Source organism: Streptomyces sp. NPDC002446, from assembly GCF_053595675.1.
The window spans coordinates 1-22607 of sequence record NZ_JBSFYC010000096.1 but is presented as its reverse complement, the minus strand read 5'-3'; the positions used below and the strand labels follow the sequence as shown (position 1 = coordinate 22607).

The following is a 22607-nucleotide window of genomic DNA, read 5'->3' as shown; positions in this document are numbered from 1 at the left end:
CTGCGGTTGCGGTCGGAGGAGCCGAGCTTGGCCTTGAGCGCCTCGTTCTCGTGCTCCAGCTTGCTGATCCGGTTGTGCCGCCGGCCGGAGTCCCGCTCCAGTTCGGCGTACTTCTTGACGTCCGGCTCTTCCTTGGACAGCAGCGATCCCAGCCAGCCCAGCAGGAAGCCCAGCGGGATGGAGATCAGGCCCGGGTTCTCCAGCGGGAAGACGTCGAAGTCGGCGCCGGGGAACATGGAGGTCTCCTTGCCGGAGACGACCGGTGAGAAGAGCACCAGCAGGACGGAGGAGACCAGGCCTCCGTAGATGGACCACAGCGCGCCCTGAGTGGTGAACCGCTTCCAGAACAGGCTGTAGAGGATCGTCGGGAGGTTGGCGGACGCGGCGACCGCGAAGGCGAGCGCCACCAGTCCCGCGACGTTCAGCCCGCGCGCGAAGACGCCGAGGACGATGGCCACGGCGCCGATGCCGACGGTGGCCCAGCGGGCGGCGCCGACCTCCTCCTTCTCGGTGGCCTTCCCCCTGCGGATGACGTTGACGTACAGGTCGTGGGCGAAGGACGAGGAGGAGGCGAGGGTGAGTCCGGCGACCACCGCGAGGATGGTGGCGAAGGCCACCGCGGAGATGACGGCGAGCAGGATGGCGCCGCCGGTGGAGCCGGCGCCGCCGCCGATCGCCTCGGCGAGCAGCGGGGCCGCGGTGTTGCCCGCCTTGTTGGAGGCGGTGATCGTCCCGGGCTTGATGAGGGCCGCGGCGCCGAAGCCCAGCGCGATGGTCATCAGGTAGAAGACGCCGATGATGCCGATCGCCCAGTTCACCGACTTCCGGGCGGCCTTGGCGGTGGGGACCGTGTAGAAGCGGATGAGGATGTGCGGCAGGCCCGCGGTGCCCAGGACGAGCGCGATGCCCAGCGAGATGAAGTCGATCTTCGAGGTGGCGGTGGCGCCGTATTTGAGACCGGGCTCCAGGAAGGCGGAGCCCTTGCCGCTGTTCTCCGCCGCGGCGCCGAGCAGCGAGGAGATGTTGAAGTGGAACTTGAGCGCCACCAGGAACGTGATCAGCAGGGTGCCGGCGATCAGCAGTACCGCCTTGACCATCTGGACCCAGGTGGTGCCCTTCATGCCGCCGATGGTGACGTAGAGGATCATCACGATGCCGACGATGACGACGACCAGGATCTTGCCGGCCTCGCTGGTGATGCCCAGCAGCAGGGTGACCAGGGCGCCGGCGCCCGCCATCTGGGCGAGCAGGTAGAAGATCGAGACGATGATGGTGGAGGTGCCCGCGGCGGTGCGGACCGGGCGCTGGCGCATCCGGTAGGCGAGGACGTCGCCCATGGTGAACCGGCCGGAGTTGCGCAGCGGTTCGGCGACCAGCAGCAGGGCGACGAGCCAGGCGACGAGGAACCCGATGGAGTAGAGGAAGCCGTCGTAGCCGAAGAGGGCGATGGCTCCGGCGATGCCGAGGAAGGACGCGGCGGACATGTAGTCGCCGGAGATCGCCAGGCCGTTCTGGAAGCCGCTGAACTGCCGGCCGCCGGCGTAGAAGTCCTCCGCGCCCTTGGTCTGCCGGCCGGCCCAGACGGTGATGCCGAGGGTGGCGGCGACGAAGAGCGCGAAGAGGGTGATGATCAGGGCGCGGTGTTCCCCCGCGCCGCCGGCCGCGAGCTGGAGCGCGAGCGGCTGCTGAGCGGTCGTCATGCGTCGGTCTCCAGACGGGACTTGATGGCCTCGGCCTTGGGGTCGAGCTTGGTGGCGGCGTGGCGGGAGTACCACCAGGCGATGAGGAAGGTGGTCACGAACTGGGCGACGCCGAGCACGAAGGCGACATTGACGTGGCCGAGGACCTTGGTGGCCATGAAGCCGCCGGCGTAGCTCGACAGCAGTACGTACCCCAGGTACCAGAGGATGAAGGCGGCGGTGAGCGGGAAGGCGAACGAGCGGTGTGCGCGGCGGAGTTCGTCGAATTCCGGGCTCGACTGCACCTGGATGTAGTCGGGCGGCTCATGCGTCCCCGGATCGGTGGTCGGTGCGGCGCTCACGGAATCTCCTGACGCGAGGGGGCGGGTTTCCGGGGCCGGCGCGGCGGATCCGCACCGGGCGGTCCGTCCGCAATAAAGCCCACGTAAGTGATGTTGATCACGCATGGTAGAGCCGCACCACACGATCCGACAGAGGGGCGTTGGTTGAATCCCCGAGGAAAATTCGGGGGAATGGCCGCGGCGACCGCCACCGCGCGCGGGGCGCTTCGTTGAGCCGGATGTGAACCCGCCGCCCCAGCAGGCCCCGCAGCCACCCGCTCCCCGCCGGCGCCCGTACGGCAGTGTCCGGCTGCCGGCGCCGCTCAGCGTCACCCCGTCGGAGCCGCGCCCGGAGACGCCGGCCGCCGCGCGCCGCTGGTACGGCCCGCGGATCCCGCTGCCGCTGCTGAGCATCGCCACGCTGCGGCGCGGGGACGGAGGCTGACCTTCCGGACGCCCGGACGGGAAGCTTCCGGACAGCAGGTTTGCTGACGGAGCCTCAATTCATCACCACTGGCGGGATTTCTCCCCGTTTTTTCTCCCCGATCCATTGCTGTGCGTCAGTGATCGCCGATAACTTCACGTCTCATTGCACCCGCCCGTGCGCACACCGCGTACGGGCGGTCTCACGGATGATGTGGAGTACCCCCATGGCACATCCCCGATCCAGACGTATGCGGGCGCTGGCCGTACCGCTCGGACTGGCTCTGACGGCGTCCCTCGGCTTCCTCCCCAACGCGGCCACCGCCGCGCCCCAGGAGTCCGGCCCGGCCGCCACGGCGCAGGCCGACGGCCCGCTGCTCTCGTACGTCGTGAACACCACGCCCGGCGAGGCCGCCGTCAGCAAGGTCGAGAAGGCGATAGCCAAGGCCGGCGGGAAGGTGATCGTCGCCCATGAGCAGATAGGCGTGATCGTCGTCCACTCGGCGAACCCGCAGTTCGCCGCCACCATACGGACGGTGCCGGGCGTGCAGACCGCCGGTGCGAGCCGTACCGCGCCGCTGAAGCCCTCGGGCACCACCGACGTCGGCAAGCCGCAGAAGGTCGACCTGCCGAAGTCCCAGCTCAAGGCGGCCGCCGGGGCGGCCAGGGCGAACGGTCAGGAGCCGCTGGAGCCGCTGCAGTGGGACCTGCCCGCCATCAAGGCCGACAAGGCCGCGACGGTGAACCCGGGCAGCCGGAACGTCACCGTCGCCGTCATCGACACCGGCGTGGACGACACCCACCCGGACCTGAAGCCCAACTTCTCCGCGAAGCAGTCCGCCAACTGCGTGGGCGGGGTGGCCGATACGTCCAAGGGGGCCTGGCGCCCCTGGGACGCGGACAGCGACTACCACGGCACGCATGTCGCGGGCACGATCGCCGCGGCCCGCAACGGCACCGGCGTGGCGGGCGTCGCCCCGGGCGTGAAGGTCTCCGCGATCAAGGTCAGCGAGCCGGAGACGAGCCTGTTCTACGCCGAGAGCGTGGTCTGCGCCTTCGTCTTCGCGGCCGACCACGGCGTCGAGGTCACCAACAACAGCTACTACGTCGACCCGTGGATGTTCAACTGCAAGGACGACGCCGACCAGGCCGCCATCGTTGACGCGGTCGGCCGTGCGGCGAGCTACGCCCAGCGCAAGGGCGCGATCAACATCGCCGCCGCGGGCAACTCCAACCTCGACCTGGCGGCGGCCAAGCTCTCCGACGCCTCCAGCCCGAACGACTCCACGCCCGTCGAGCGCACCGTCAGCCCGAAGACCTGCTGGGACGTGCCCACGCAGCTGCCGGGCACGGTGACGGTCGCGGCGAGCGGTGTGCACAAGCTCAAGTCCGGCTACTCGAACTACGGGCTCGGCCAGATCGATGTGTCCGCTCCGGGCGGCGACTCGAAGCAGGTCCCCGAGCTGCCCGCCAAGAACGGCAACATCCTGTCCACCATGCCGGGCGGCGACTGGGCCTACCTGGCCGGCACCTCCATGGCGTCCCCGCACGTCGCGGGTGTCGCGGCGCTGATCAAGAGCGCCCACCCCAAGTCCGGCCCGCAGGAGATCCAGTGGCTCCTCAAGCAGCAGGCGGACAACCCCGGCTGCCCCACGGGTGACGCGACCTGCACCGGCACCAAGCACGTCAACAGCCACTTCGGCTACGGCATCGTCGACGCGCTGGACGCGGTGAAGAAGTAACCGCGCAGGCCGCCCGGCACACTCGCGCCACGGGTGTGCCGGGCGGTCCCGTTCAGGAGACGCCGGCCGTGCGGGCCAGGGGCCCGGGCCTGGGAGCGGTGGCCGCGGTGGCGGCCGACCGCAGTACGCCCTCGGCCAGCGCGAACTGGGCCGCCGTGTAGGTGAGCATGATCCAGAACTGGGGAACCGGCAGCTGCGGCCAGTGGGCGATACCGCCGGCGATCAGGGTGTCGGAGAGCAGGAAGAGCAGCCCGCCGGCCGCGGCCCAGGGGCCCGCGCGCAGCGCGCCGAAGGCCATCGCGGTGAGCAGCAGGCTGTAGCCGGCGACCGGGATCCGCAGCTCGGCCGGGAGGTCGGGCCACAGCAGGGCCACGGTGAGGACCAGCACGGCCCCGTACCCGGCGGCGAGCAGGGCGGCCGGCCCCCGTCGCCCCTCGCCCGGCCCCGTCCCGTACCGGGCGAACAGCAGCAGGTAGCACAGGTGCCCGGCGGCGAACGAGCCCATCCCCACCAGGAAGGCGGGGCCGCCCGCGCCGATCTGCAGGAAGGTGTCGCCGCCGCAGCCGAACAGCAGCGCACCGGCCAGCAGCGCGGGGCCGCCGCGCGCCAGCACGTATCCGGCGAGCACCGGCATCAGCGCCGGCTTGGTGAGCTGCTCGACGGTCGTGGCTCCCGCGAGCAGCGCCCCGAGATGCACGACGGCCAGCACCGTGAACGCCCCGAGCAACGGCCGTACGCCGCCCGGCCATCGCGCCGTCACGTCACGGGCTCCTCGACCTCGACCGCGACCTCGACCGCGGCGGGCGCCGGGCGGCCGGCCGCCTCGTCGGTGCGCCGCGCGGCCGGCTGCCAGCCCGGTCCGCGGAACACCCGGCCGGCGCGCTCGCTCCAGCTGCCCGCGGCCCGTACGTCCCGCGCGATGGCGGCGTACTCGTGGGTGGCCACCCGCAGCGGATTGAAGGTCTCGATGTTCTTGGTGAGGCCGTAGACGGGCCGCTCGGTCTCGGGCACGAACGAGCCGAACATCCGGTCCCAGACGATCAGGATCCCGCCGAAGTTGCGGTCCAGGTAGCCGCCCTGCGAGGCGTGGTGGACGCGGTGGTGGGACGGCGTGTTGAGCAGGAACTCGAAGGGCCGGGGCAGCTTGCCGACCCGCTCGGTGTGCACCCAGAACTGGTAGACGAGGTTGGCGCCGGACGTGAAGGCGATCGCGGCCGGATGCACGCCGAGGGCGACCAGCGGGACGTAGAACGGCCAGACGGTCCAGGTCGTCCAGGGCTGCCGCAGGGCGGTGGTGAGGTTGAACTTCTTGCTGGAATGGTGGACCACGTGGCAGGCCCACAGGATGCGGATGACGTGGTGCCCGCGGTGCGACCAGTAGTAGAAGAAGTCCTGGGCGAGCAGCATCAGCGGCAGCGTCCACCACAGCACCGGTATGCGCAGCGGGGTGAGTTCGTAGACCGCGGCGTAGATCGCCACGATGGGTATCTTCCACAGCGCGTCGAAGGCGAGACTGCCCAGCCCCATGCCGACGCTGGTGGCCGCGTCCTTGGCTTCATAGCCCGCCGCGTCCTCGTCGGGATGCAGGCGGTAGCTCACCATCTCGACCACGGTGAGCAGGACGAAGGCCGGTACGGACCACAACACGACATCGGGCAGGTGCGGCATGCCCCGCACCATAAAGGCGGTGACGGGGCGGCCGCTAGGGGTTGTTACTCAGAAGTATGTGAGACCCGGTGTCAGCTGCCGGGTGCTCACGGGGAGCGTGCGCCTCACCACACCCGTGCCCGGCCGTCCGGTGCGAAGGCCGGGCTGGTCGCGTCCGGGGGGATCTCCTTCAGGGGCTCGGCGAGTTCGGCGGCCGTGGGGCCGACCCGGGCGGCGATCGGGGCGAGGCGGGCGAGGTCGAAGCCGTAGACCCGGGCGGCGTTGGTGCCGAGCATGGCGGCGGTCTCCTCGGGCGGCAGACCCGCGTAGGCCAGGCGGAGGGCCTCGCGGGAGTGGGGGAAGGTGCCCTCGTCGTGGGGGTAGTCGCTGCCCCACATGATCTTGTCGAGGCCGATGCGGTGGCGCAGCGGGACCTCGTGCGGGCGCATGAAGCTGGCGCCGACGAAGCAGTGGTCGCGCCAGACGGCGGCCGGGGAGGCGCCCATGCCCTCGGCCAGGCCGGCGCCGAACTTGGCCTCGGCGGTGGCGGCCCGGGACGCGGCCGCGACCAGCCGGCCGTGGTAGTAGTCCAGCATGTCCAGGACGCCGGGGATCCAGCCGGAGCCCTGCTCGGTGAGGACGAGGCGCAGGCCCGGGTGGCGGCGGAAGGCGCCGCCGAAGATCAGGTGCCACAGGGCGCGGTGCGAGAACCAGGTCGTCTCGACCATGAAGACGGCACGGGCCGCGGGTTCCTCGCCGAGCGGCGGGGAGGCCGAGCCGCCGTGGTGGTTGACCGGGACGTCCAGCTCGGCGCAGACCGCCCAGAGCGGGTCGTAGACGGCGGAGTGGAGTTCGGGGAGGCCGCAGCCGGGCGGGGTGCCGGGGAGCATGATGCCGCCGGTGAGGCCGGCTTCCTTGGTGCGGCGGACCTCCCGTACGGCCTGGTCCACGTCGCCCAGCAGGATCTGGGCCACGCCGGCCCGGCGGCCGGGGGCCTGGGCGCAGAAGTCGGCGAGCCAGCGGTTGTGGGCGCGCAGGCCCGCCCAGCGCTGCTCGTGCTCCGCGCGGGTGGGCGCCGGCGCCATGAGCGAGGCGCTCGGGAAGAAGGGCGGGATGGTGTTCGGGAAGACGACCTCGGCGACGATGCCGTCGGCCTCCAGTTCGGCCAGCCGGCGGGCGGAGTTCCAGTTGCGGTCGGCGGTGTCGGCGAGCAGGTCCTGGTGCGGGTTGACGTAGGTCGCGGCCCAGGCGTCGAAGGCCTCGTGGTGGGCGGACTCCAGATAGGGCTTGTAGTCCAGGAGGTCGGCGCCGGCGTGGCAGTCGGCGGAGATGACGGTGTAGCGGTCGTTCATGGGGTCACCCCTAGCGTCGGGAAGTCGTGGCCCGTGAGCCAGTGCCGGCCCGCCTCGCGGGAGCGGGACCAGGAGGCCTCGACCGCCGACTGGTCGGCGGGCTGGCCGAGTTCGGCGGGGGTGGGGCCGATACGGCGGGCCAGCGGGGCCAGCCGGGCGGTGTCGAAGCCGAAGACCTCGGCGGCGGCCAGGCCGAGCATCCGCCGGGTCTCGGCCACCGGGATGTCGTGGAAGGTCCTCGTCAGCCAGGCCCGGGTGTCGGGCCAGGTGCCTTCGGGGTGCGGGAAGTCGCTGCCCCACAGGATGTTGTCGACGCCGATCTCGTAGCGCTGGGCGAGTTCGCGGCGCTTGGTGTTGGTGGCGCAGACGAAGACCTGCCGGTCCAGGTACTCGTGCGGCGGGCGCTTGAGGGCGGCGAACGGGGAGAGTTTCTTGCCGCCGTGCGCTCCCAGGTAGAGGCGGTCCATGAACCACAGCAGGTTCGGCAGCCACCAGCAGCCGGACTCGGCGATCCCGAACCGCAGGCCCGGATGGCGTTCGAAGACGCCGGACCAGAGCAGGAACCACAGCGGCCGGGCCGGCCACCAGGTCACCTCGGAGACATAGATGCCCAGGTGGTCGCCGTATTCGTGGCGGGGCGCCGCTCCGGAGTGGGTGAGGACCGGCATCCGGCACTCGGCGGCCGCCGCCCATACGGGGTCGTAACGGCGGTCGTGATACGGCTCCTTGCCGCCCCACATGGCCGGGATCATCAGGGCGCCGAGCCCGGACTCCCTGGCGCGGTGGATCTCGGCGACAACCCGGCCGGCGTCGGCGGTGACCGGCAGCAGGGCGACGCCGCAGTGCCGTTCGGGGTGCTCGGAGACGAAGTCGGCGAGCCAGCGGTTGTGCGCCTGTGCGCCCGCCATGCCGAGGTCGGGGTCCTGGTCGCCGGAGAGGCCGAGGCCCACGCCGAAGGGCGCGGCCGTCCCGCTGTCGACGGCGTCCGCGTCGGGGAAGACGACCTCCGCCGCGACGCCGTCGCCGTCGAGCTCCTTGACGCGCTGTGCGGGGTCCCAGCCGCCGCGCAGCCCCTCGGCGTGGTCGGCGAACCATGCGGCGGCGAACGCGTCGTTGCGGATGCCGAGGCGGGTGGCCTCCGCGCGGCGGGCGTCGCGCTGGCCCAGGAAGTCGTCGAAGGCGCGGTGGAAACGGCGCTCCAGGTAGGGCCGGTACTCCTCGGTGGGGAGTCCGGCGTGGCAGTCGGAGGAGATGATCAGGTAGGGGTCCTGGGGGTCGTGCTGCTGCGTCATCGCGGCTCCCTGTCAGTCCAGGATGAATGACTCGAGGTACGCCGGGTCCGCCCGGTCGAGCATCGACCGCGCCCTGGCCCGGATCTGCCGGTCGCTGTGCTCGCTCTCGGGCAGCAGCCAGAAGCGGTCCGCGGCGATGCCGTCGGCGACGAGGTCCGCGACCTGCTCGACCGGGGTGAACGCGACCTCGTGCCCGGCCTCCTTCATCGCGGCCTCCCACTGGTCGAGGCTGCGGTAGGGCGTCCTGCGGGGCCGCTCCTTGGCGTACCGGCCGGGCCGGTTGCGGTGCGACTCCCCCGGGGGACGAACGCCTGGATGCCGTGGAAGACGCCCCACACGTTGACGGCGAACGCCCACTTCCAGTCGTTGGGTTCGTGCTCCCACATCCGGCCCTCGGCACCGGAGCCGACGCCCGCGTTGTTGCAGAGCACATGGACGGCGCCGAAGGCCTCGTACGCCGCGTCGGCGAGCGCGGTGACCTCTTCGCGTACGCCGACGTCCACGGTGTGCGCCAGGACCCGGGCGCCGCCCGCGGTCAGCTCGTCGGCCGCGGTGCGCAGCGCCTCGCGCTCGACGTCGGCGAGGACGACGCTCAGCCCGTCCGCGGCGAAGCGGCGCGCCAGGGCCAGGCCGATACCGCTCGCGGCGCCGGTGACGACCGCGACCTGTCCCGCCGTCAGCCGCATCACCCGCTCCCCTCGGGCGGGCCGTCGAGGATCTGCCGGGGGTCGTCGTAGCGCTGGTGGACGTAGGGCAGCAGGGCGCGGGCGTCGGCCCGTTCGACGACGCGGCCCGTCTGGTCGGTGGTCTTCTCGCCGAGCGTGATCTCGACGAGGGTGTGTACGGGGAGGTCGGCGACCGGGTCGTACCTCGACTCGCGCAGGACCACGTCGCCGGTGATCCGCTCCAGCCTGCGGACCTTCTCGTTGCGCAGGCAGTGCACCAGCACCGGGTCGAGGTCGAAGCCCGAACCGGAACCGTCCACGGCGGGCAGGAACTTGAAGTAGAAGTCGGTCCTGCGGGCCGGGGCGGGGAGCGGCAGCGGGCCGCTCACCGCGCCGCGCACCTCGACGAAGGCGATGCCGTGCCGGGCCAGCGCGGCGCGTACGGCCGGGCCGTCGCGCTCCACCGTCACCTCGCCCAGCTTCTTGGGCTCGCCGAAGACCTCCCGGCCGCCGGTCAGCGCCCGCTCGTGGGTCATCGGCATGACGAGCGGGTACCAGCCCTCGACGCCGTGGTGGGCGGCCGCGACGGCGACCGAGCCCGCGCCCAGGGGGTAGCCGGGCAGATCGACGGTGCTGATGCTCACCCGGACCAGCGGGCGGCCGGTGGGTTCGAGCGGTGGCGGCAGGACGGCCGCGACCGCGTCCGGGTCGCTCTCCCAGAGGGCCACCACACCGGTGGACCAGATCTCGGGGAGCTTGGCGGCGGCGGTGCGCGCCGCGGTGAGCTCCGCCTCGGTGCGCGCTCCGTAGCGTATGCGTGCCATGTCGTACCACCCTTCGTCGTCGGTGGTTCGCGGGGGCCTGTAACACTGTTACACCGCGCCGGTCGAAGGGTAAAGAGCCTTGCGGGCAAGGGAGTTGAGAGGGTAGGTGGGGGGCATGACACGTACCGCGCTGACCGGCGAAGAGGTTCTGGCGACGGCCGCCCGGCTGGTCCGGGCGCACGGCCCGGCGGCGCTGACCATGCGCCGGCTCGCCACGGAGCTGGGCACCGCCGTCACCTCCATCTACTGGCACGTCGGCAACCGCGAGTCCCTGCTGGACGCGCTGGTCGAGCGCACCGTCCGGGAGATGGGCGAGATCCGCCCCGCCGGACGGACCCCGCACGCCCGCGTCGTCTCCGTCGCCCGCGCCCTGCGCACGGCGCTGCGCGAGCGGCCCCACCTGATCGCGATGGTGCACGAACGCGGCCTGACGGAGCGGATGTTCCTGCCCGCGCAGCAGGCGCTGGTCCATGAGATGCACGCCGCCGGGCTGCGCGGGGCGATCGCCGCCGAGGCGGTGCGCGCCGTCCAGTTCCAGGCCGTCGGCTTCGTGCTGGTCGAGCGCGCCCGCGAGCGGTCACCCGAGCAGCGTCCGAGCGAGAGCGAGCTGTGGGACTCCCCCGCCGCCGGGCACGATCCGGCGCTGGCCCGCGCGCTGGCCGCCACCGCCGACACGGAGCGGCTGTTCGTGGTCGCGCTGGAGGCGCTGGTGACCTCGCTGCTCACGGCCGGGGAGCCGGCGGAGAGCCGGCGCGGCGGTACGGCGTCCGGCTGACCGTCCGTCCCGACAGGCCGTCCCGACCGGCCGCCCTGACCGGTCGTCCGGCTGACCGGCCGTCCGGCTCCGGCGCGTCAACAGCCGTGCGGGGGTCCCCCGCGGCCGACGGCGGTTCGGTGGCTGTCAGTGGCGGCCCGTATCCTCAGGGACCATGCTCGAAGACCGCATGGCAGCAGCCGACCCGATCGCGCCGAAGATCGGGCAGCAGCCGGGCCCGCAGACGCCGCCGGCTCCCTGGCCGTCCGGGTATCCCCAGGGATACGCGGTGGTCGACGTGGAGACGACGGGCCTGGCCCGCGACGACCGGATCATCTCCGCGGCCGTGTACCAACTCGGCGCACAGGGCGAGGTCCAGGACCACTGGTACACCCTCGTCAACCCGCAGCGCGACCCGGGGCCGGTGTGGATCCACGGTCTGACGAGCGCCGTGCTCGCCGATGCGCCGCTCTTCCCGGAGATCGTGCCGGAGCTGTCCCGGCGCCTGGAGGACCGGGTGCTCGTCGCGCACAACGCCATGTTCGACTGGTCGATGATCGCCCGCGAGTACGCCCGCGCCGCGGCGACGGCCCCGGTGCGCCAGCGGCTGTGCACGATCGCGCTCTCGAAGGAGCTGCGGCTGCCGCTGCCCAACCACAAGCTGGAGTCCCTCGCCGCCCATTACGGCGTCGTGCAGCAGCGCGCCCACCATGCGCTGGACGACGCCCGGGTGCTGGCCGAGGCGTTCCGTCCCAGTCTGCGGCGGGCCGCGCAGGAGAACCTGCGGCTGCCGCTGCTGAGCTGCCAGCCGCTGACGGAGTGGTCGGACGCGCCCGCGCCCCGGCAGCGGCCCGCCGCCTCGTCGTACCGCCCGGCGTCCTGGCGGCCGTCCCGCAAGCGCCCGGCGTGCCCGTACCCCAACCCGGGGCGCTATGCGGCGGGCGGCCGGCTCGTCCAGGGCATGCGGGTCGCCTTCTCGGGTGACACGTCGGTGGACCGGGAGCTGCTGGAGGACCGGGCGATCGAGGCCGGGCTGCATGTCGCGACGAGCGTGTCCCGGCTGACCAGCCTGCTGGTGACCAACGATCCGGACGCCCAGACCTCCAAGACCACCAAGGCCGCCTCGTACGGCACGGTCGTGATCGACGAGGCGGCCTTCATGCAGCTGCTCCAGGATGTCGAGCCCGCGGCGCCTGCTTCCGGGTGAAGCCCGTCCAACACACCCGCCGGCGCCTCGCCCCGCGCGGGGCCCGCCCGCACGCTGTGGCGCATGGCACGTTGTGAGGTCTGCGGAAACGACTACGGAATGACGTTCGAGGTGCATGCGCAGGGCGCGGTGCACGTCTTCGACTGCTTCTCCTGCGCCATCCACCGCATGGCGCCGATCTGTGAGCACTGCCGGGTGCAGATCATCGGCCAGGGCGTCGAGGCCGACGGCAAGTGGTACTGCGGTGCGCACTGCGCCCGGTCGGACGGGCGGGTGGGCATCGTCGACCGGGTCTGAGGCACCCCGCCGGGGACCCGGGCCGAGGCGGCCGCGGCGCCCCAGGTACCGTCGAAGCCGTGTACCGCTTCCTGTTGTCCCGGCAGTGGGTGATCCTCACCCTCGTGGGTCTCGTGCTGATCCCCGTCATGATCAAGCTGGGCTACTGGCAGCTGCACCGCCATGAGCACAAGGTGGCGCAGAACCACCTCATCGCCGCCAGCCTGGCCGCCCGGCCGGTCCCGGTCACCGACCTGGCCGCCCCCGGCCGCGACCTGCCGCGGCGCGACATGTGGCGCACGGTCACCGCCACCGGCAGCTACGACACCGCCCACGAGGTCGTGGTCCGCCAGCGCACCGCCGCCGACGAGCAGAGCATCGGCTACTACGTGCTGACCCCGCTGGTCCTCGGCGACGGCGACGCCGTACTCGTCAACCGCGGCTGGATCTCGGCGGGCAACGACCTCACCGCGTTCCCCGACGTCCCGGCCGCCCCCAAGGGCAAGGTCACCGTGACCGGCCGGATGATGGCCGACGAGACCACCGCGGCCAGCGGCATCAAGGACACCAAGGGCCTGCCCGCCCGCCAGGTCATGCTGATCAGCAGCAAGCAGCAGGCGGAGCGGATTGGCCGGCCGATGCTCGGCGGCTACATCGAGCAGACCGGGCCCAGGGCGCCGGGCGGCAAGCCGGAGCTGGTGCCCGAGCCGGACCATGACTCCATCGGCCCGCACATGGCGTATGCGATCCAGTGGTGGCTGTTCGCGGCCGCGGTGCCGGTCGGCTGGGTCATCCTCGTACGCCGTGAGCGCCGCGACCGTGCGGCGGCCGCGGCCGGGGAGGCCGACGCGGCCGCGGCGGAGGGCGAGACCCCGGACGCCCCCGAGACCGCGGACGCCCCCGAGACCGCAAACGCCCCCGAAGCCGCGGCGCCCACGGGGCCGCGGACCCCGACGGCGTAGCCCCAACAGCCGTCACCGCCGAGTAGCGCACCCGCCGGGCGGGAACAGCCGCTGAGTGCACCCCCGCATCGAGGACTATGCGCTCATCGGCGATCTGCAGACCGCCGCGCTCGTCGGCCGCGACGGCTCGATCGACTGGCTGTGCCTGCCCCGCTTCGACTCCGCCGCCTGCTTCGCCGCCCTGCTCGGCGGCAAGGACAACGGCCACTGGCGGCTGTCACCGCAGTCCCCCGAGGCCCGCGCCGAACGCTCCTACCGCGGCGACTCGCTGATCCTCGACACCGTCTGGCACACCCCCACCGGCCGCGTCCGGGTCACCGACTTCATGCCGCAGCGCGACCGCGCCCCCGACGTCGTACGGATCGTGGAGGGCCTCGGCGGAAGCGTCGAGATGACCGGGGTGCTGCGGCTGCGGTTCGACTACGGGCGGGTGGTGCCCTGGGTGCGCGCCGCCGAGGGCTGCCGGGTGGCGATCGCCGGGCCGGACTCCGTGTGGCTGCGCACCCCGGCCCGGGGCACCACCTACGGCAAGGACTTCAGCACCCGCTCGGAGTTCACCGTCGCCGAGGGCGAGCGCACCGCGTTCGTGCTGACCTGGCACCCCTCGCACGAGCCCCGGCCACGGCAGATCGACCCGTTCGACGCGCTGGAGGACGCGCTGGAGGACTGGTACGCCTGGTCCGCGCGCTGCCGCTACGACGGCCCGTACCGCGCGGCCGTGCTCCGCTCGCTGATCACGCTCAAGGCCCTGACCTACGCCCCCACCGGCGGGATCGTCGCGGCCCCCACCACCTCGCTGCCCGAGGAGCTGGGCGGCGTCCGCAACTGGGACTACCGCTACTGCTGGCTGCGCGACGCCAGCCTCACCCTGGACTCGCTGCTCTGCGCCGGCTATCTGGAGGAGGCCGGCGCCTGGCGGGACTGGCTGCTGCGCGCGGTGGCCGGCGTCCCCCAGGACCTGCAGATCATGTACGGGCTGGCCGGTGAGCGGCGGCTGCCGGAGGCCGAAGTGCCGTGGCTGACCGGATACTTCGGCTCCGCGCCCCTACGCATCGGCAACGCCGCCGTCGAACAGCGCCAGCTCGACGTCTACGGCGAGGTGCTCGACTGCTTCCACCTCGCGCGCACGGCCGGGGTGCCGGCGGAGCCGCACGCCTGGAACATCCAGCGCGCGCTGGTCGACTACCTGGAGTCCGCGTGGCGCGACCCCGACGAGGGACTGTGGGAGATCCGCGGGCCGCGCCGGCACTTCGTGCACTCCAAGGTCATGGCCTGGGTGGCGGCCGACCGGGCGGTGCGGGCCGTCGAGGCCTCCCCCCGCCTGGGCGGGGACGTGGACCGCTGGCGCGCGATGCGCGACGAGGTCCACCGGGAGGTGTGCGCGCAGGGGTACGACGCCGGGCGCAACACCTTCACCCAGTACTACGGCTCCGCCGAACTGGACGCCGCGACCCTGCTGATCCCCCGCGTCGGCTTTCTGCCGGGCGACGACCCGCGGGTGGCCGGCACCATCGACGCGGTCCGCCGGGAGCTGGACCACGGCGGTCTGCTGCGCCGCTACAGCACCGCGGGCCGCTCGGTCGACGGCCTGCCCGGCGGTGAGGGCGCCTTCCTGGCCTGCTCGTTTTGGCTCGTCGACGCCCTGCAGCTGAGCGGCCGGCGGGCGGAGGCCGGGGAGCTGTTCGAACGGCTGCTGGCGCTGCGCAACGACGTGGGGCTGCTCGCCGAGGAGTACGACCCGCACGCGCGGCGCCAGCTGGGCAACTTCCCGCAGGCGTTCAGCCATATCGGCCTGGTGGGGACCGCCTTCGGCCTGCTGGACGGGGCACCGGCAGACTAGGGCCATGGACCTTGGACTCACCGACCGGACGTACATCGTCACCGGAGCGACCCGCGGCCTGGGCTTCGCCACCGCCCGCGAGCTGGTCGCCGACGGCGCCCACGTCGTGCTCAGCGGACGCACCGAGGAGAGCGCGGCCGCGGCGGCCGCGAAACTGGGCGGGCGCGCCCTGGGGGTGGCGGCCGACAACGCCGATGCCGATGCCCCCGCCCGCCTGGTGGCGGCGGCCCGCGAGCGCTTCGGCCGCCTGGACGGCGTGCTGATCAGCGTGGGCGGCCCGGCCCCCGGCACGACCGCCGACAACACCGACGAACAGTGGCAGTCGGCCTTCGAATCGGTCTTCCTCGGCGCGGTACGGCTGGCCCGCGCGGCCGCCGCCGAGCTCGACGAGGGCGGCGTGATCGGCTTTGTGCTCTCCGGCTCGGTGTACGAACCGATCAGCGGACTGACCATCTCCAACGGCCTGCGCCCCGGCCTCGCCGGCTTCGCCAAGTCGCTCGCCAACGAGCTGGGTCCGCGCGGCATCCGCGTCGTCGGCGTCCTGCCCGGCCGGATCGCCACCGACCGGATGACCCAGCTCGACGCGCTCTCCGGCGACCCGGAGGGCACCCGCGCCCGTAACTCCGCCTCGATCCCCCTGGGCCGCTACGGCAAGCCCGAGGAGTTCGGCCGCGCCGCCGCCTTCCTGCTGTCGCCGGCGGCGTCGTATGTCACGGGTGTGATGGTGCCGGTGGACGGCGGGGCGCGGCACGGATTCTGATCCCCCGTACGGACGGGCCGCGGCCCGTCCGACAGTCAGGGCGGACAGGGGCTAAGTCACCCGCTCCGCCCGGTGCTTGACCGCGCGCAGGCGGACGTCGGCCGGCAGCTCGTCGAGACCGGCCGACTGGCGGGCGCGGGCCACCGCCTCGTCGGACAGGCGCAGGACGACCGCCCCCGGGTCGGCGTGCGGTGCGAGGGCCAGTACGGCGCGGATCCGGGGCTCGGTACGGCGGCCGGTGAGCAGGACGCCGGCCCGGTCGACGCCCTCCAGGGACTCCGTCTCGGCGGTCAGTACCCCCTCCAGGGCCCGGCCGCGCAGCAGGGCGCCCTCGCCGTCGCCGCTGTCGACGAGGATCTCGTCCAGCCGGTGCCGGCGCAGCTGGGCCAGCAGCCACCACAGCATCAGCAGGACGAAGACGGCCAGGGCGGCGATGACGACCGGCCACCACCAGCCCTGGTCCGTCCAGCGGGTGCGCTGCCGCGCGGAGAGCAGTACGCCGCCGGGGCGCGACCAGGGCCAGCCGGCGGGCAGGCCCAGGTGCCACTTCGCGGGCAGTCCGAGGCCGCCGAACAGCACCAGGCCGCCGGTGCCGAGCAGCAGCACACCCGCCAGGCCGAGCAGCACCCGGTTGACCGTCCGGCGGAACCCGCCCATCGCGCTCACCTCTTCTTCGGGCGCCGGACGTGCACGGCCAGTCCGAGCCGGTGCGCCAGGCCCAGCTGCCGCAGGCCGTCGGCGAGCGCGGTGTCGAGGTCGGCGCGGACCTCGTCCAGCGCCCGGAAGTGTGAGACGGCGTGCGCCTTGGCCCGGCGGCGGCCGACGGTCATCCGTACGGACTGGACGCCGGCGACCTCCATGGCGCGGTCGCGCAGCACCAGCGCGGCGGCCGCCCGGTCCAGCCCGGCCCGGATGCCCGGGGCGACCGGCCGCATCGGCAGGACCTGGCGCAGGCCGGGGGTGACGGCCAGCACGATCAGCCAGATGCCGAGCACCATCGCCAGTGCGGCGGCGCCCAGCACCCAGGGGTCGTCGAGGTGACGGGTGGCCAGTTCACGGGCGACCCGCCGGCGCCAGGCCATCGCGGGACGGTCGGCGCGCACCGCGGCGACGTCGTAGAGCAGCAGGCCCGCGGCGCCCAGCAGCACCAGCGCGACCACGGCGGCGGGCACCCGGCGGGCGGACCACCGGCGCCGGCTGCGGCCGTCGTCCCCGGTGCTCGTGTAGGCGGCGCCGGAGGCGGACTGCGTCAGGCCGTCCGCCGCGCCCGGCTGTTTGTCGAGCGTGGGCAGTCGCCGGGTGTCCGGCGGCTGTGCGTCGTCGTCGCTCATCGCACCCTCTCCCGGCCCCCGCCCTCCAGCAGCGGCGAGCGCAGCCGCTCGACCTCGACCGCCACCTCGGGCACCGTCATGTTCGCCAACGCGCTTACCCGTTCGGTGACGTGACGACGCACCAGGCGGCACTGCGCCCCGATGTCCGAGGGGTAGCCCAGCTCCAGCCAGACCCGTACCCGGGCCTCGCCGAGGTGCTCACGGTCCTCGCGCCGGCGGACGGTCACCGTCGCATGCGCATCCGTACGGCTCTGCGGGGACTCCTTGCGCAGCGCCTCCCGCGCGGCCTGCGCGGCGAGCTTCGCCACCACCCGGTCCGCGATCCTGGTCGCGCCCCGCTCGCCCGCCGGTACGTCGGCGGCGGGCGGGGCCGCCCGGTAGACGGCTGCCACCCGGCCTCACCGCCGCCGGTCGTCGCGGTCGCTGCGGCGGGTGCGGAAGAAATCGCCGGCTTCCCAGTCCCCGTCCAGGAACTTGCCGGCCACGAAGCCGATCGCACCCAGGGCCGCCACCACCACAAAGGCACCGAAGCCGCCGAAGTACCCGGCGAAGCCCAGCGCCATACCGGCCAAGAGGCCGACCACGGCCATGCTCATCGTGCGCTCCTTCGCTGCCACTGCGGACGGGCCCGCTCACTAATGGAGCCGCGGCTCCGCTCCCTCTTCTTCGTCCGACTCATCGGGCAGCTTGACGTCGCTGACCGCGATGTTGACCTCGACGACCTCCAGGCCCGTCATCCGCTCCACGGCCGAGATGACGTTCTCGCGGACGGACCGCGCGACCTCGGCGATGGCGACCCCGTAGTCGACCACGATCTCCAGGTCCAACGCGGTCTGCACCTCGCCGACCTCGGCCTTCACCCCGCGCGTCGCGGTGGCGGACCGTCCGCCGCCGGGCACCTTGTCCCGCACCGCGCCGAGCGTACGGGCCAGCCCGCTGCCCATGGCGTGCACACCGACGACGTCCCGGGCCGCGAGACCGGCGATCTTCTCCACCACTCCGTCGGCGATGGTGGTCCGCCCACGGGACGCGGGGGCCCCGCCGCCCCTCTTGACCGGTGTCCTGGCCCCCTCTGACTGCTGCTGGCTCTCGCTCATCGCCGTCCGTCCCTTTCCGCTTCCGCAGGGAGAAGCGGGCCGCCCGCTCCGCTGCCCACAGTAGGCCGGGTCCGCCGGGGCCGCTCCGGGGACGTGGCAGCGGAGTGCCCCCACAGGGCCGTTCGGCGCACCGGCCTGCCGTACGGGCCGGACTGCGGCAGGCTGGAGGCGTTGTCCGGGGACGCATCGGGTCGCTCCCCGGGGAAGGGGTGCGCGGTGGCCTCGGACCAGTGGGCACAGACGGTGCGGCAGCAGCTCCGGATCGGCCGGGTGCTGCCGCTGGGCGGGCCCGCGGACGGGTCCTGGATCACCGAGCGGGCGGCCGCCGGGGTGCTGCGGTCGGCAGCCGGGACACCCGCCGGGGTCCGTCTCGGCACGCTGCGGCTGTCCGTCGCCGACCCCGGGCACGCTCCCCGGTCCGCGGTGCCGGCGCCGCCGAGCGCCCTGCCGCCGGGCCCGCTGCGGATCGAGGCGGAGTTCGCGGCGGTCGCCGACCGGCCGCTGCCCGCCGTCGCCGACCAGGTCAGGGCGGCGCTGCTGGAGGCGGCCGTCCAGGAGCTGGGACTGGTGGTGAGCGTGGTGGATCTACGGGTGAGCGGCCTGCTGGAGGTGGGCGAGGAGGCGGTGGCGGCTCCTCGCGCGGCCCGTACGGAACCCCCGGCGGCCGCCCCGGTGGCGGGCGCCGGGGCCGCTGTGCCGCAGGAGGGCCCGGCGCGGATCGCCGCCGTCACGACGCAGGTGCCGGGCGTGGCCCGCCTGGCGCCGGTGCTCGGCGGAGCGTCGCGCCCGGTGCGGCTGACCGGCGGTCATGCACTGATCCAGCTGGCCGTCGCGGCCGGCCATCGCGCCCTGGACGTCGCCCATGCCGTACGGGAGGCGGTGGCGGCCGCCCCGTCCGCCCCGTCGACGGTCGCCGTGCTGGTCACGGCCGTGGAGCGGGACTGACGGGGCGCGCTGCCCGTGGATGCTTGCGCTGCTACTCCCCCACGCCCGCGAGATCGCGCAGCCGGCGCGCCTGGGCGGCCCGTTCGGCGATGCGCTGCTCCTCGTACGTACGGGAGGCGGCGCCGGCCAGCAGGGCCTTGGTCTCGATGACGGCGTCACGCGGCGGGGCGGTGAGCGCGGCCGCCAGATCGGCCACCGCGGCGTCGAGTTCGTCCCCGGGCACGACGAGCTGGGCGAGGCCGATCCGCTCCGCCTCCTCGGCGTGCACAAAGCGCCCGGTGGCGCAGATCTCCAGCGCCCGGGCGTAACCCACCAGCCCGACCAGGGGGTGAGTGCCGGTCAGATCCGGTACGAGTCCCAGGCTGGTCTCACGCATGGCGAACTGCACGTCCTGTGCGACCACGCGCAGATCGCAGGCGAGGGCGAGCTGGAAGCCCGCGCCGATGGCATGCCCCTGCACGGCGGCGATGGACACCAGGTCGTTCCGCCGCCACCAGGTGAACGCTTCCTGGTACTCGGCGATCGTGGCGTCCAGTGCGCTGTCCGTGCCGCGCGCCAGATCGATGAACGACGGCTCGCCGTCGAAGCCTTCGGGCGTGAACGCCTGTCGGTCGAGGCCTGCGGAGAAGGACCTGCCCTCACCGCGCAGCACCGCGATCCGGATGTTCCCCGGCAGCAGCGAGCCCGCTTCGGCGAGCGCCCGCCACATGGCCGGCGACTGCGCATTGCGCTTGGCCGCGTTGGCGAGGGTCACCGTGGCGATGTCACCGTCCACGGTGAGCCGCACACCGTCCTTGTCGAGCAGAGTCATGAGCGCCTCCGAGTCAGCCGGCCGCACCTGCGTGCGTAAGTGACTGAACGGTAACCTCCCGGCCGGCCGCTCGGCCGACCGGGGGGCCACCGCTGAACCCGAAGGCGCGGCCGTCAGACCGAAGCGGCCTTCTTGCCCCTTGTGGCTCCGCCTCGACCGCGCAGGACCACACCGGATTCGCTGAGCATCCGGTGCACGAATCCATAGGAGCGACCGGTTTCCTCGGCCAGCGCCCGGATGCTCGCACCGGAGTCGTACTTCTTCTTCAGGTCTGCCGCGAGCTTCTCGCGCGCGGCGCCGGTCACCCGGCTGCCCTTCTTCAGAGTCTCGGCCACCCGTGCCTCCTCATGGGAAGTGCGCTCTGGACTCTCATGATCACCCCTCCCCGGCTTCCTGGCCACCCATTCCGCAAGGTTCGGTACGACATCCTTGGCCGGCGGACGCCCGGCCCACCGGCCCAAAATCTCCCCCGTCGTCCCTCCCGGGCGCCGCCTGCACCCGGAGTTGCGCAAGAAGTGGCAGGTCAGGTGGGTTGCGACCGAAATGGTGACGGCCGGGTTCAAGGAACCCGGCCGTACGCCGCAGGCTCGCCGGTGTACGAGCCGATCTCACTCAGATGATGGATCACACCTCGGCCGAATGATCCATACGGCATGATCCGAGCGCGGTGACCACTCCGCGTGACCCCTACGCCACGGGCTGCACCCCGTCAGGCCAGCGCGACCAGGTCCGCGTAATCCTGGCCCCACAGGTCCTCCACGCCGTCCGGCAGCAGGATGATGCGCTCGGGCTGCAGCGCGTCCACCGCTCCCTCGTCGTGCGTCACCAGGACCACCGCGCCGGTGAAGGTGTGCAGCGCGCCGAGGATCTCCTCGCGGCTGGCCGGGTCGAGGTTGTTGGTGGGCTCGTCGAGCAGCAGGACGTTGGCGGAGGAGACGACCAGCGTCGCCAGGGCGAGCCGGGTCTTCTCACCGCCGGAGAGCACCCCGGCGGGCTTGTCGACGTCGTCCCCCGAGAAGAGGAAGGAGCCGAGCGTCTTGCGGATGGCGACCAGGTCCATGTCCGGGGCGGCCGAGCGCATGTTCTCCAGGACCGTGCGGTCCGGGTCCAGGGTCTCGTGCTCCTGGGCGTAGTAGCCGAGCTTGAGGCCGTGGCCGGGCCGGACCTCGCCGGTGTCCGGCTGCTCGACGCCGGCCAGCAGGCGCAGCAGGGTGGTCTTGCCCGCGCCGTTCAGGCCCAGGATGACGACCCGGGAGCCCTTGTCGATGGCCAGGTCGACGTCGGTGAAGATCTCCAGGGAGCCGTAGGACTTCGACAGGCCCTCGGCCGTCAGCGGGGTCTTGCCGCACGGCGCCGGGTCCGGGAAGCGCAGCTTGGCGACCTTGTCGGAGATCCGCACCTCCTCCAGGCCGGCGAGCAGCTTGTCGGCGCGCTTGGCCATGTTCTGCGCGGCGACGGTCTTGGTGGCCTTGGCCCGCATCTTGTCGGCCTGGGAGTTCAGCGCCGCGGCCTTCTTCTCGGCGTTCGCCCGCTCGCGCTTGCGGCGCTTCTCGTCGGCCTCGCGCTGCTGCTGGTAGAGCTTCCAGCCCATGTTGTAGACGTCGATCTGCGACCGGTTGGCGTCGAGGTAGAAGACCTTGTTGACGACGGTCTCGACCAGGTCGACGTCGTGCGAGATGACGATGAAACCGCCGCGGTAGGTCTTGAGGTAGTCGCGCAGCCAGACGATGGAGTCGGCGTCGAGGTGGTTGGTCGGCTCGTCGAGCAGCAGGGTGTCGGAGTCCGAGAAGAGGATCCGGGCCAGCTCGACGCGGCGCCGCTGGCCACCGGAGAGGGTGTGCAGCGGCTGGCCGAGGATCCGGTCGGGCAGGCCGAGGCTGGCGGCGATGGTCGCGGCCTCCGCCTCGGCGGCGTACCCGCCCTTGGTCAGGAACTCGGTCTCCAGGCGCTCGTACTTCTTCATCGCCTTTTCGCGGGTGGCGCCCTTGCCGTTGGCCATCCGGTCCTCGTTCTCGCGCATCTTGCGCAGCACGGTGTCCAGATCGCGGGCGGACAGGATGCGGTCGCGGGCGAGCACCTCCAGGTCGCCGGTGCGCGGGTCCTGCGGCAGGTAGCCGACCTGGCCGCCGCGGGTGACCGTGCCGGCGGCGGGGATGCCCTCGCCTGCCAGCACCTTGGTGAGGGTGGTCTTGCCGGCGCCGTTACGGCCGACCAGGCCGATGCGGTCGCCCTTGGCGATACGGAACGAGGCGGACTCGATGAGAACGCGGGCGCCGGCGCGCAGCTCGAGGCCGGAAGCGGTGATCACGGGAAAAGCTCCAGGGCAGGAAGACGGCGGATTGGACGGGACGGTCCGAGAGCGGTCTGCGCCGTCTAATGAACCCAAAGGAGAACTGCCATAGCAGGCAGTCTAACGGCCCTGTGCAACCAGTTTTCCCGGGTGGCGGACAATGTGACGTCCCTCCCACGTTTTCGCTGCGCTTTGCTGCGGCCGACTTTTCGGCTGTCCCGCCGTGGGGGTTTGTCGCCGTTGCGCCTGCGGCGGGCTGTTGCCGCTGCGCGGGGCTGTTCGGCTGCCGGTGACGGGCCTCCGGGGTAGGGGTGCCAGCTCGCCGTCGATGGCCGGCTCGCCATAGAGCACGGGTCTCCGTGCGCTGCG

The 22607-nt window shown here is 72.8% G+C and carries 24 protein-coding genes and 1 pseudogene; 9 read left to right on the top strand and 16 right to left on the bottom strand.

Going from position 1 to position 22607, the window contains the following annotated elements; genetic code table 11:
* The coding region (locus ACWD6P_RS33605) for a solute symporter family protein (RefSeq protein ID WP_451447986.1) at positions 1–1700 on the bottom strand (1700 nt) is incomplete at its 3' end.
* Positions 1697–2041 (bottom strand): DUF485 domain-containing protein, encoded by a 345-nt coding sequence (locus ACWD6P_RS33600; protein WP_451447985.1) that lies wholly within the window; start codon positions 2039–2041, stop codon positions 1697–1699. The genes ACWD6P_RS33605 and ACWD6P_RS33600, both read right to left, overlap by 4 nt.
* 220 nt (positions 2042–2261) lie before the next feature.
* Between ACWD6P_RS33600 and ACWD6P_RS33595 the strand changes: the two genes are divergently transcribed.
* Positions 2262–2465: a hypothetical protein gene (locus ACWD6P_RS33595; protein ID WP_451447984.1), complete on the top strand. Its 204-nt coding sequence runs from the start codon at positions 2262–2264 to the stop codon at positions 2463–2465.
* Between the two features lie 205 nt (positions 2466–2670).
* Positions 2671–4185, top strand: a complete 1515-nt coding sequence (locus tag ACWD6P_RS33590) for a S8 family serine peptidase (protein ID WP_451447983.1) — start codon at positions 2671–2673, stop codon at positions 4183–4185.
* A 52-nt stretch (positions 4186–4237) separates the two neighbouring features.
* Here the strand turns inward: ACWD6P_RS33590 and ACWD6P_RS33585 are convergent, their stop codons facing one another.
* The 6 genes and pseudogenes from ACWD6P_RS33585 to ACWD6P_RS33560 form a co-directional block, all read right to left on the bottom strand.
* The gene (locus tag ACWD6P_RS33585) at positions 4238–4945 is read right to left on the bottom strand and encodes a lysoplasmalogenase (RefSeq protein ID WP_451447982.1); all 708 of its coding nucleotides are present in this window, start codon (positions 4943–4945) and stop codon (positions 4238–4240) included.
* On the bottom strand, positions 4942–5853 hold the full coding sequence (locus ACWD6P_RS33580) for a sterol desaturase family protein (RefSeq protein ID WP_451447981.1): 912 nt from the start codon (positions 5851–5853) through the stop codon (positions 4942–4944). Before ACWD6P_RS33580 ends, ACWD6P_RS33585 begins: the two co-directional genes overlap by 4 nt.
* 104 nt (positions 5854–5957) lie before the next feature.
* Complete coding sequence (locus tag ACWD6P_RS33575) at positions 5958–7184, bottom strand: amidohydrolase family protein (RefSeq protein WP_451447980.1); 1227 nt, start codon at positions 7182–7184, stop codon at positions 5958–5960.
* Positions 7181–8476, bottom strand: coding sequence for an amidohydrolase family protein (locus ACWD6P_RS33570; RefSeq protein WP_451447979.1), 1296 nt, complete (start codon positions 8474–8476; stop codon positions 7181–7183). Before ACWD6P_RS33570 ends, ACWD6P_RS33575 begins: the two co-directional genes overlap by 4 nt.
* A 12-nt stretch (positions 8477–8488) precedes the next feature.
* Positions 8489–9162: pseudogene (locus ACWD6P_RS33565) on the bottom strand (SDR family NAD(P)-dependent oxidoreductase).
* A complete protein-coding gene (locus ACWD6P_RS33560; RefSeq protein ID WP_451447978.1) occupies positions 9162–9965 on the bottom strand; it encodes an acetoacetate decarboxylase family protein in 804 nt (267 codons plus the stop codon). The pseudogene ACWD6P_RS33565 and the gene ACWD6P_RS33560 overlap by 1 nt, the downstream one beginning before the upstream one ends.
* Positions 9966–10080: 115 nt before the next feature.
* Between ACWD6P_RS33560 and ACWD6P_RS33555 the strand changes: the two genes are divergently transcribed.
* The 6 genes from ACWD6P_RS33555 to ACWD6P_RS33530 all read left to right on the top strand — a co-directional run bounded on the left by ACWD6P_RS33555 (position 10081) and on the right by ACWD6P_RS33530 (position 15764).
* Positions 10081–10740, top strand: coding sequence for a TetR/AcrR family transcriptional regulator (locus tag ACWD6P_RS33555; protein WP_451447977.1), 660 nt, complete (start codon positions 10081–10083; stop codon positions 10738–10740).
* Between the two features lie 154 nt (positions 10741–10894).
* The gene (locus ACWD6P_RS33550) at positions 10895–11926 is read left to right on the top strand and encodes a DEDDh family exonuclease (protein WP_451447976.1); all 1032 of its coding nucleotides are present in this window, start codon (positions 10895–10897) and stop codon (positions 11924–11926) included.
* Positions 11927–11989: 63 nt separating this feature from the next.
* The gene (locus ACWD6P_RS33545; protein ID WP_077192103.1) at positions 11990–12223 is read left to right on the top strand and encodes a hypothetical protein; all 234 of its coding nucleotides are present in this window, start codon (positions 11990–11992) and stop codon (positions 12221–12223) included.
* Between the two features lie 59 nt (positions 12224–12282).
* Positions 12283–13164 (top strand): SURF1 family cytochrome oxidase biogenesis protein, encoded by an 882-nt coding sequence (locus ACWD6P_RS33540; RefSeq protein ID WP_451447975.1) that lies wholly within the window; start codon positions 12283–12285, stop codon positions 13162–13164.
* Positions 13165–13219: 55 nt separating this feature from the next.
* Positions 13220–15004, top strand: a complete 1785-nt coding sequence (locus ACWD6P_RS33535; protein WP_451447974.1) for a glycoside hydrolase family 15 protein — start codon at positions 13220–13222, stop codon at positions 15002–15004.
* 4 nt (positions 15005–15008) lie between these two features.
* Complete coding sequence (locus ACWD6P_RS33530; protein ID WP_451447973.1) at positions 15009–15764, top strand: SDR family oxidoreductase; 756 nt, start codon at positions 15009–15011, stop codon at positions 15762–15764.
* A gap of 51 nt (positions 15765–15815) precedes the next feature.
* Here ACWD6P_RS33530 and amaP read toward each other — a convergent pair whose 3' ends face one another.
* From amaP to ACWD6P_RS33505, 5 genes are read right to left on the bottom strand one after another with little or no spacing between them, the layout of a single operon-like run.
* Positions 15816–16421, bottom strand: a complete 606-nt coding sequence (gene amaP, locus ACWD6P_RS33525; RefSeq protein ID WP_451447972.1) for an alkaline shock response membrane anchor protein AmaP — start codon at positions 16419–16421, stop codon at positions 15816–15818.
* A gap of 5 nt (positions 16422–16426) precedes the next feature.
* Positions 16427–17095 carry a DUF6286 domain-containing protein gene (locus tag ACWD6P_RS33520; protein WP_451447971.1) on the bottom strand — a complete coding sequence of 223 codons (669 nt, stop codon included), beginning with the start codon at positions 17093–17095 and terminating at the stop codon, positions 16427–16429.
* Entirely contained in the window at positions 17092–17487 is a 396-nt protein-coding gene (locus tag ACWD6P_RS33515; RefSeq protein ID WP_451447970.1) for a hypothetical protein, read from the bottom strand. Before ACWD6P_RS33515 ends, ACWD6P_RS33520 begins: the two co-directional genes overlap by 4 nt.
* Positions 17488–17493: 6 nt before the next feature.
* Positions 17494–17691 carry a hypothetical protein gene (locus tag ACWD6P_RS33510; protein WP_451447969.1) on the bottom strand — a complete coding sequence of 66 codons (198 nt, stop codon included), beginning with the start codon at positions 17689–17691 and terminating at the stop codon, positions 17494–17496.
* 39 nt (positions 17692–17730) lie between these two features.
* A complete protein-coding gene (locus tag ACWD6P_RS33505; RefSeq protein WP_451447968.1) occupies positions 17731–18192 on the bottom strand; it encodes an Asp23/Gls24 family envelope stress response protein in 462 nt (153 codons plus the stop codon).
* A 216-nt stretch (positions 18193–18408) separates the two neighbouring features.
* Here ACWD6P_RS33505 and ACWD6P_RS33500 point away from each other — a divergent pair, with 216 nt between their 5' ends.
* Positions 18409–19137, top strand: coding sequence for a hypothetical protein (locus ACWD6P_RS33500; protein WP_451447967.1), 729 nt, complete (start codon positions 18409–18411; stop codon positions 19135–19137).
* Between the two features lie 31 nt (positions 19138–19168).
* On the opposite strand, the gene ACWD6P_RS33495 is transcribed toward ACWD6P_RS33500, so the two are convergent.
* The 3 genes from ACWD6P_RS33495 to ACWD6P_RS33485 form a co-directional block, all read right to left on the bottom strand.
* Positions 19169–19948, bottom strand: a complete 780-nt coding sequence (locus tag ACWD6P_RS33495; protein WP_451447966.1) for an enoyl-CoA hydratase/isomerase family protein — start codon at positions 19946–19948, stop codon at positions 19169–19171.
* 113 nt (positions 19949–20061) lie between these two features.
* Positions 20062–20283, bottom strand: coding sequence for a helix-turn-helix domain-containing protein (locus tag ACWD6P_RS33490; RefSeq protein WP_016573902.1), 222 nt, complete (start codon positions 20281–20283; stop codon positions 20062–20064).
* 374 nt (positions 20284–20657) lie between these two features.
* Positions 20658–22256 (bottom strand): ABC-F family ATP-binding cassette domain-containing protein, encoded by a 1599-nt coding sequence (locus ACWD6P_RS33485; protein ID WP_451447965.1) that lies wholly within the window; start codon positions 22254–22256, stop codon positions 20658–20660.
* Between the last annotated feature and the right edge of the window lie 351 nt (positions 22257–22607).

What these genes read in the sequence shown, in the direction of transcription:
- ACWD6P_RS33590 (WP_451447983.1), top strand. Translation starts at nt 2,671, where the DNA reads ATGGCACATCCCCGATCCAGACGTATGCGGGCGCTGGCCGTACCGCTC.
- ACWD6P_RS33580 (WP_451447981.1), bottom strand. Translation starts at nt 5,853, where the DNA reads ATGCCGCACCTGCCCGATGTCGTGTTGTGGTCCGTACCGGCCTTCGTC.
- ACWD6P_RS33575 (WP_451447980.1), bottom strand. Translation starts at nt 7,184, where the DNA reads ATGAACGACCGCTACACCGTCATCTCCGCCGACTGCCACGCCGGCGCC.
- ACWD6P_RS33570 (WP_451447979.1), bottom strand. Translation starts at nt 8,476, where the DNA reads ATGACGCAGCAGCACGACCCCCAGGACCCCTACCTGATCATCTCCTCC.
- ACWD6P_RS33560 (WP_451447978.1), bottom strand. Translation starts at nt 9,965, where the DNA reads ATGGCACGCATACGCTACGGAGCGCGCACCGAGGCGGAGCTCACCGCG.
- ACWD6P_RS33555 (WP_451447977.1), top strand. Translation starts at nt 10,081, where the DNA reads ATGACACGTACCGCGCTGACCGGCGAAGAGGTTCTGGCGACGGCCGCC.
- ACWD6P_RS33550 (WP_451447976.1), top strand. Translation starts at nt 10,895, where the DNA reads ATGCTCGAAGACCGCATGGCAGCAGCCGACCCGATCGCGCCGAAGATC.
- ACWD6P_RS33545 (WP_077192103.1), top strand. Translation starts at nt 11,990, where the DNA reads ATGGCACGTTGTGAGGTCTGCGGAAACGACTACGGAATGACGTTCGAG.
- ACWD6P_RS33530 (WP_451447973.1), top strand. Translation starts at nt 15,009, where the DNA reads ATGGACCTTGGACTCACCGACCGGACGTACATCGTCACCGGAGCGACC.
- amaP (WP_451447972.1), bottom strand. Translation starts at nt 16,421, where the DNA reads ATGGGCGGGTTCCGCCGGACGGTCAACCGGGTGCTGCTCGGCCTGGCG.
- ACWD6P_RS33520 (WP_451447971.1), bottom strand. Translation starts at nt 17,095, where the DNA reads ATGAGCGACGACGACGCACAGCCGCCGGACACCCGGCGACTGCCCACG.
- ACWD6P_RS33510 (WP_451447969.1), bottom strand. Translation starts at nt 17,691, where the DNA reads ATGAGCATGGCCGTGGTCGGCCTCTTGGCCGGTATGGCGCTGGGCTTC.
- ACWD6P_RS33505 (WP_451447968.1), bottom strand. Translation starts at nt 18,192, where the DNA reads ATGAGCGAGAGCCAGCAGCAGTCAGAGGGGGCCAGGACACCGGTCAAG.
- ACWD6P_RS33495 (WP_451447966.1), bottom strand. Translation starts at nt 19,948, where the DNA reads ATGACTCTGCTCGACAAGGACGGTGTGCGGCTCACCGTGGACGGTGAC.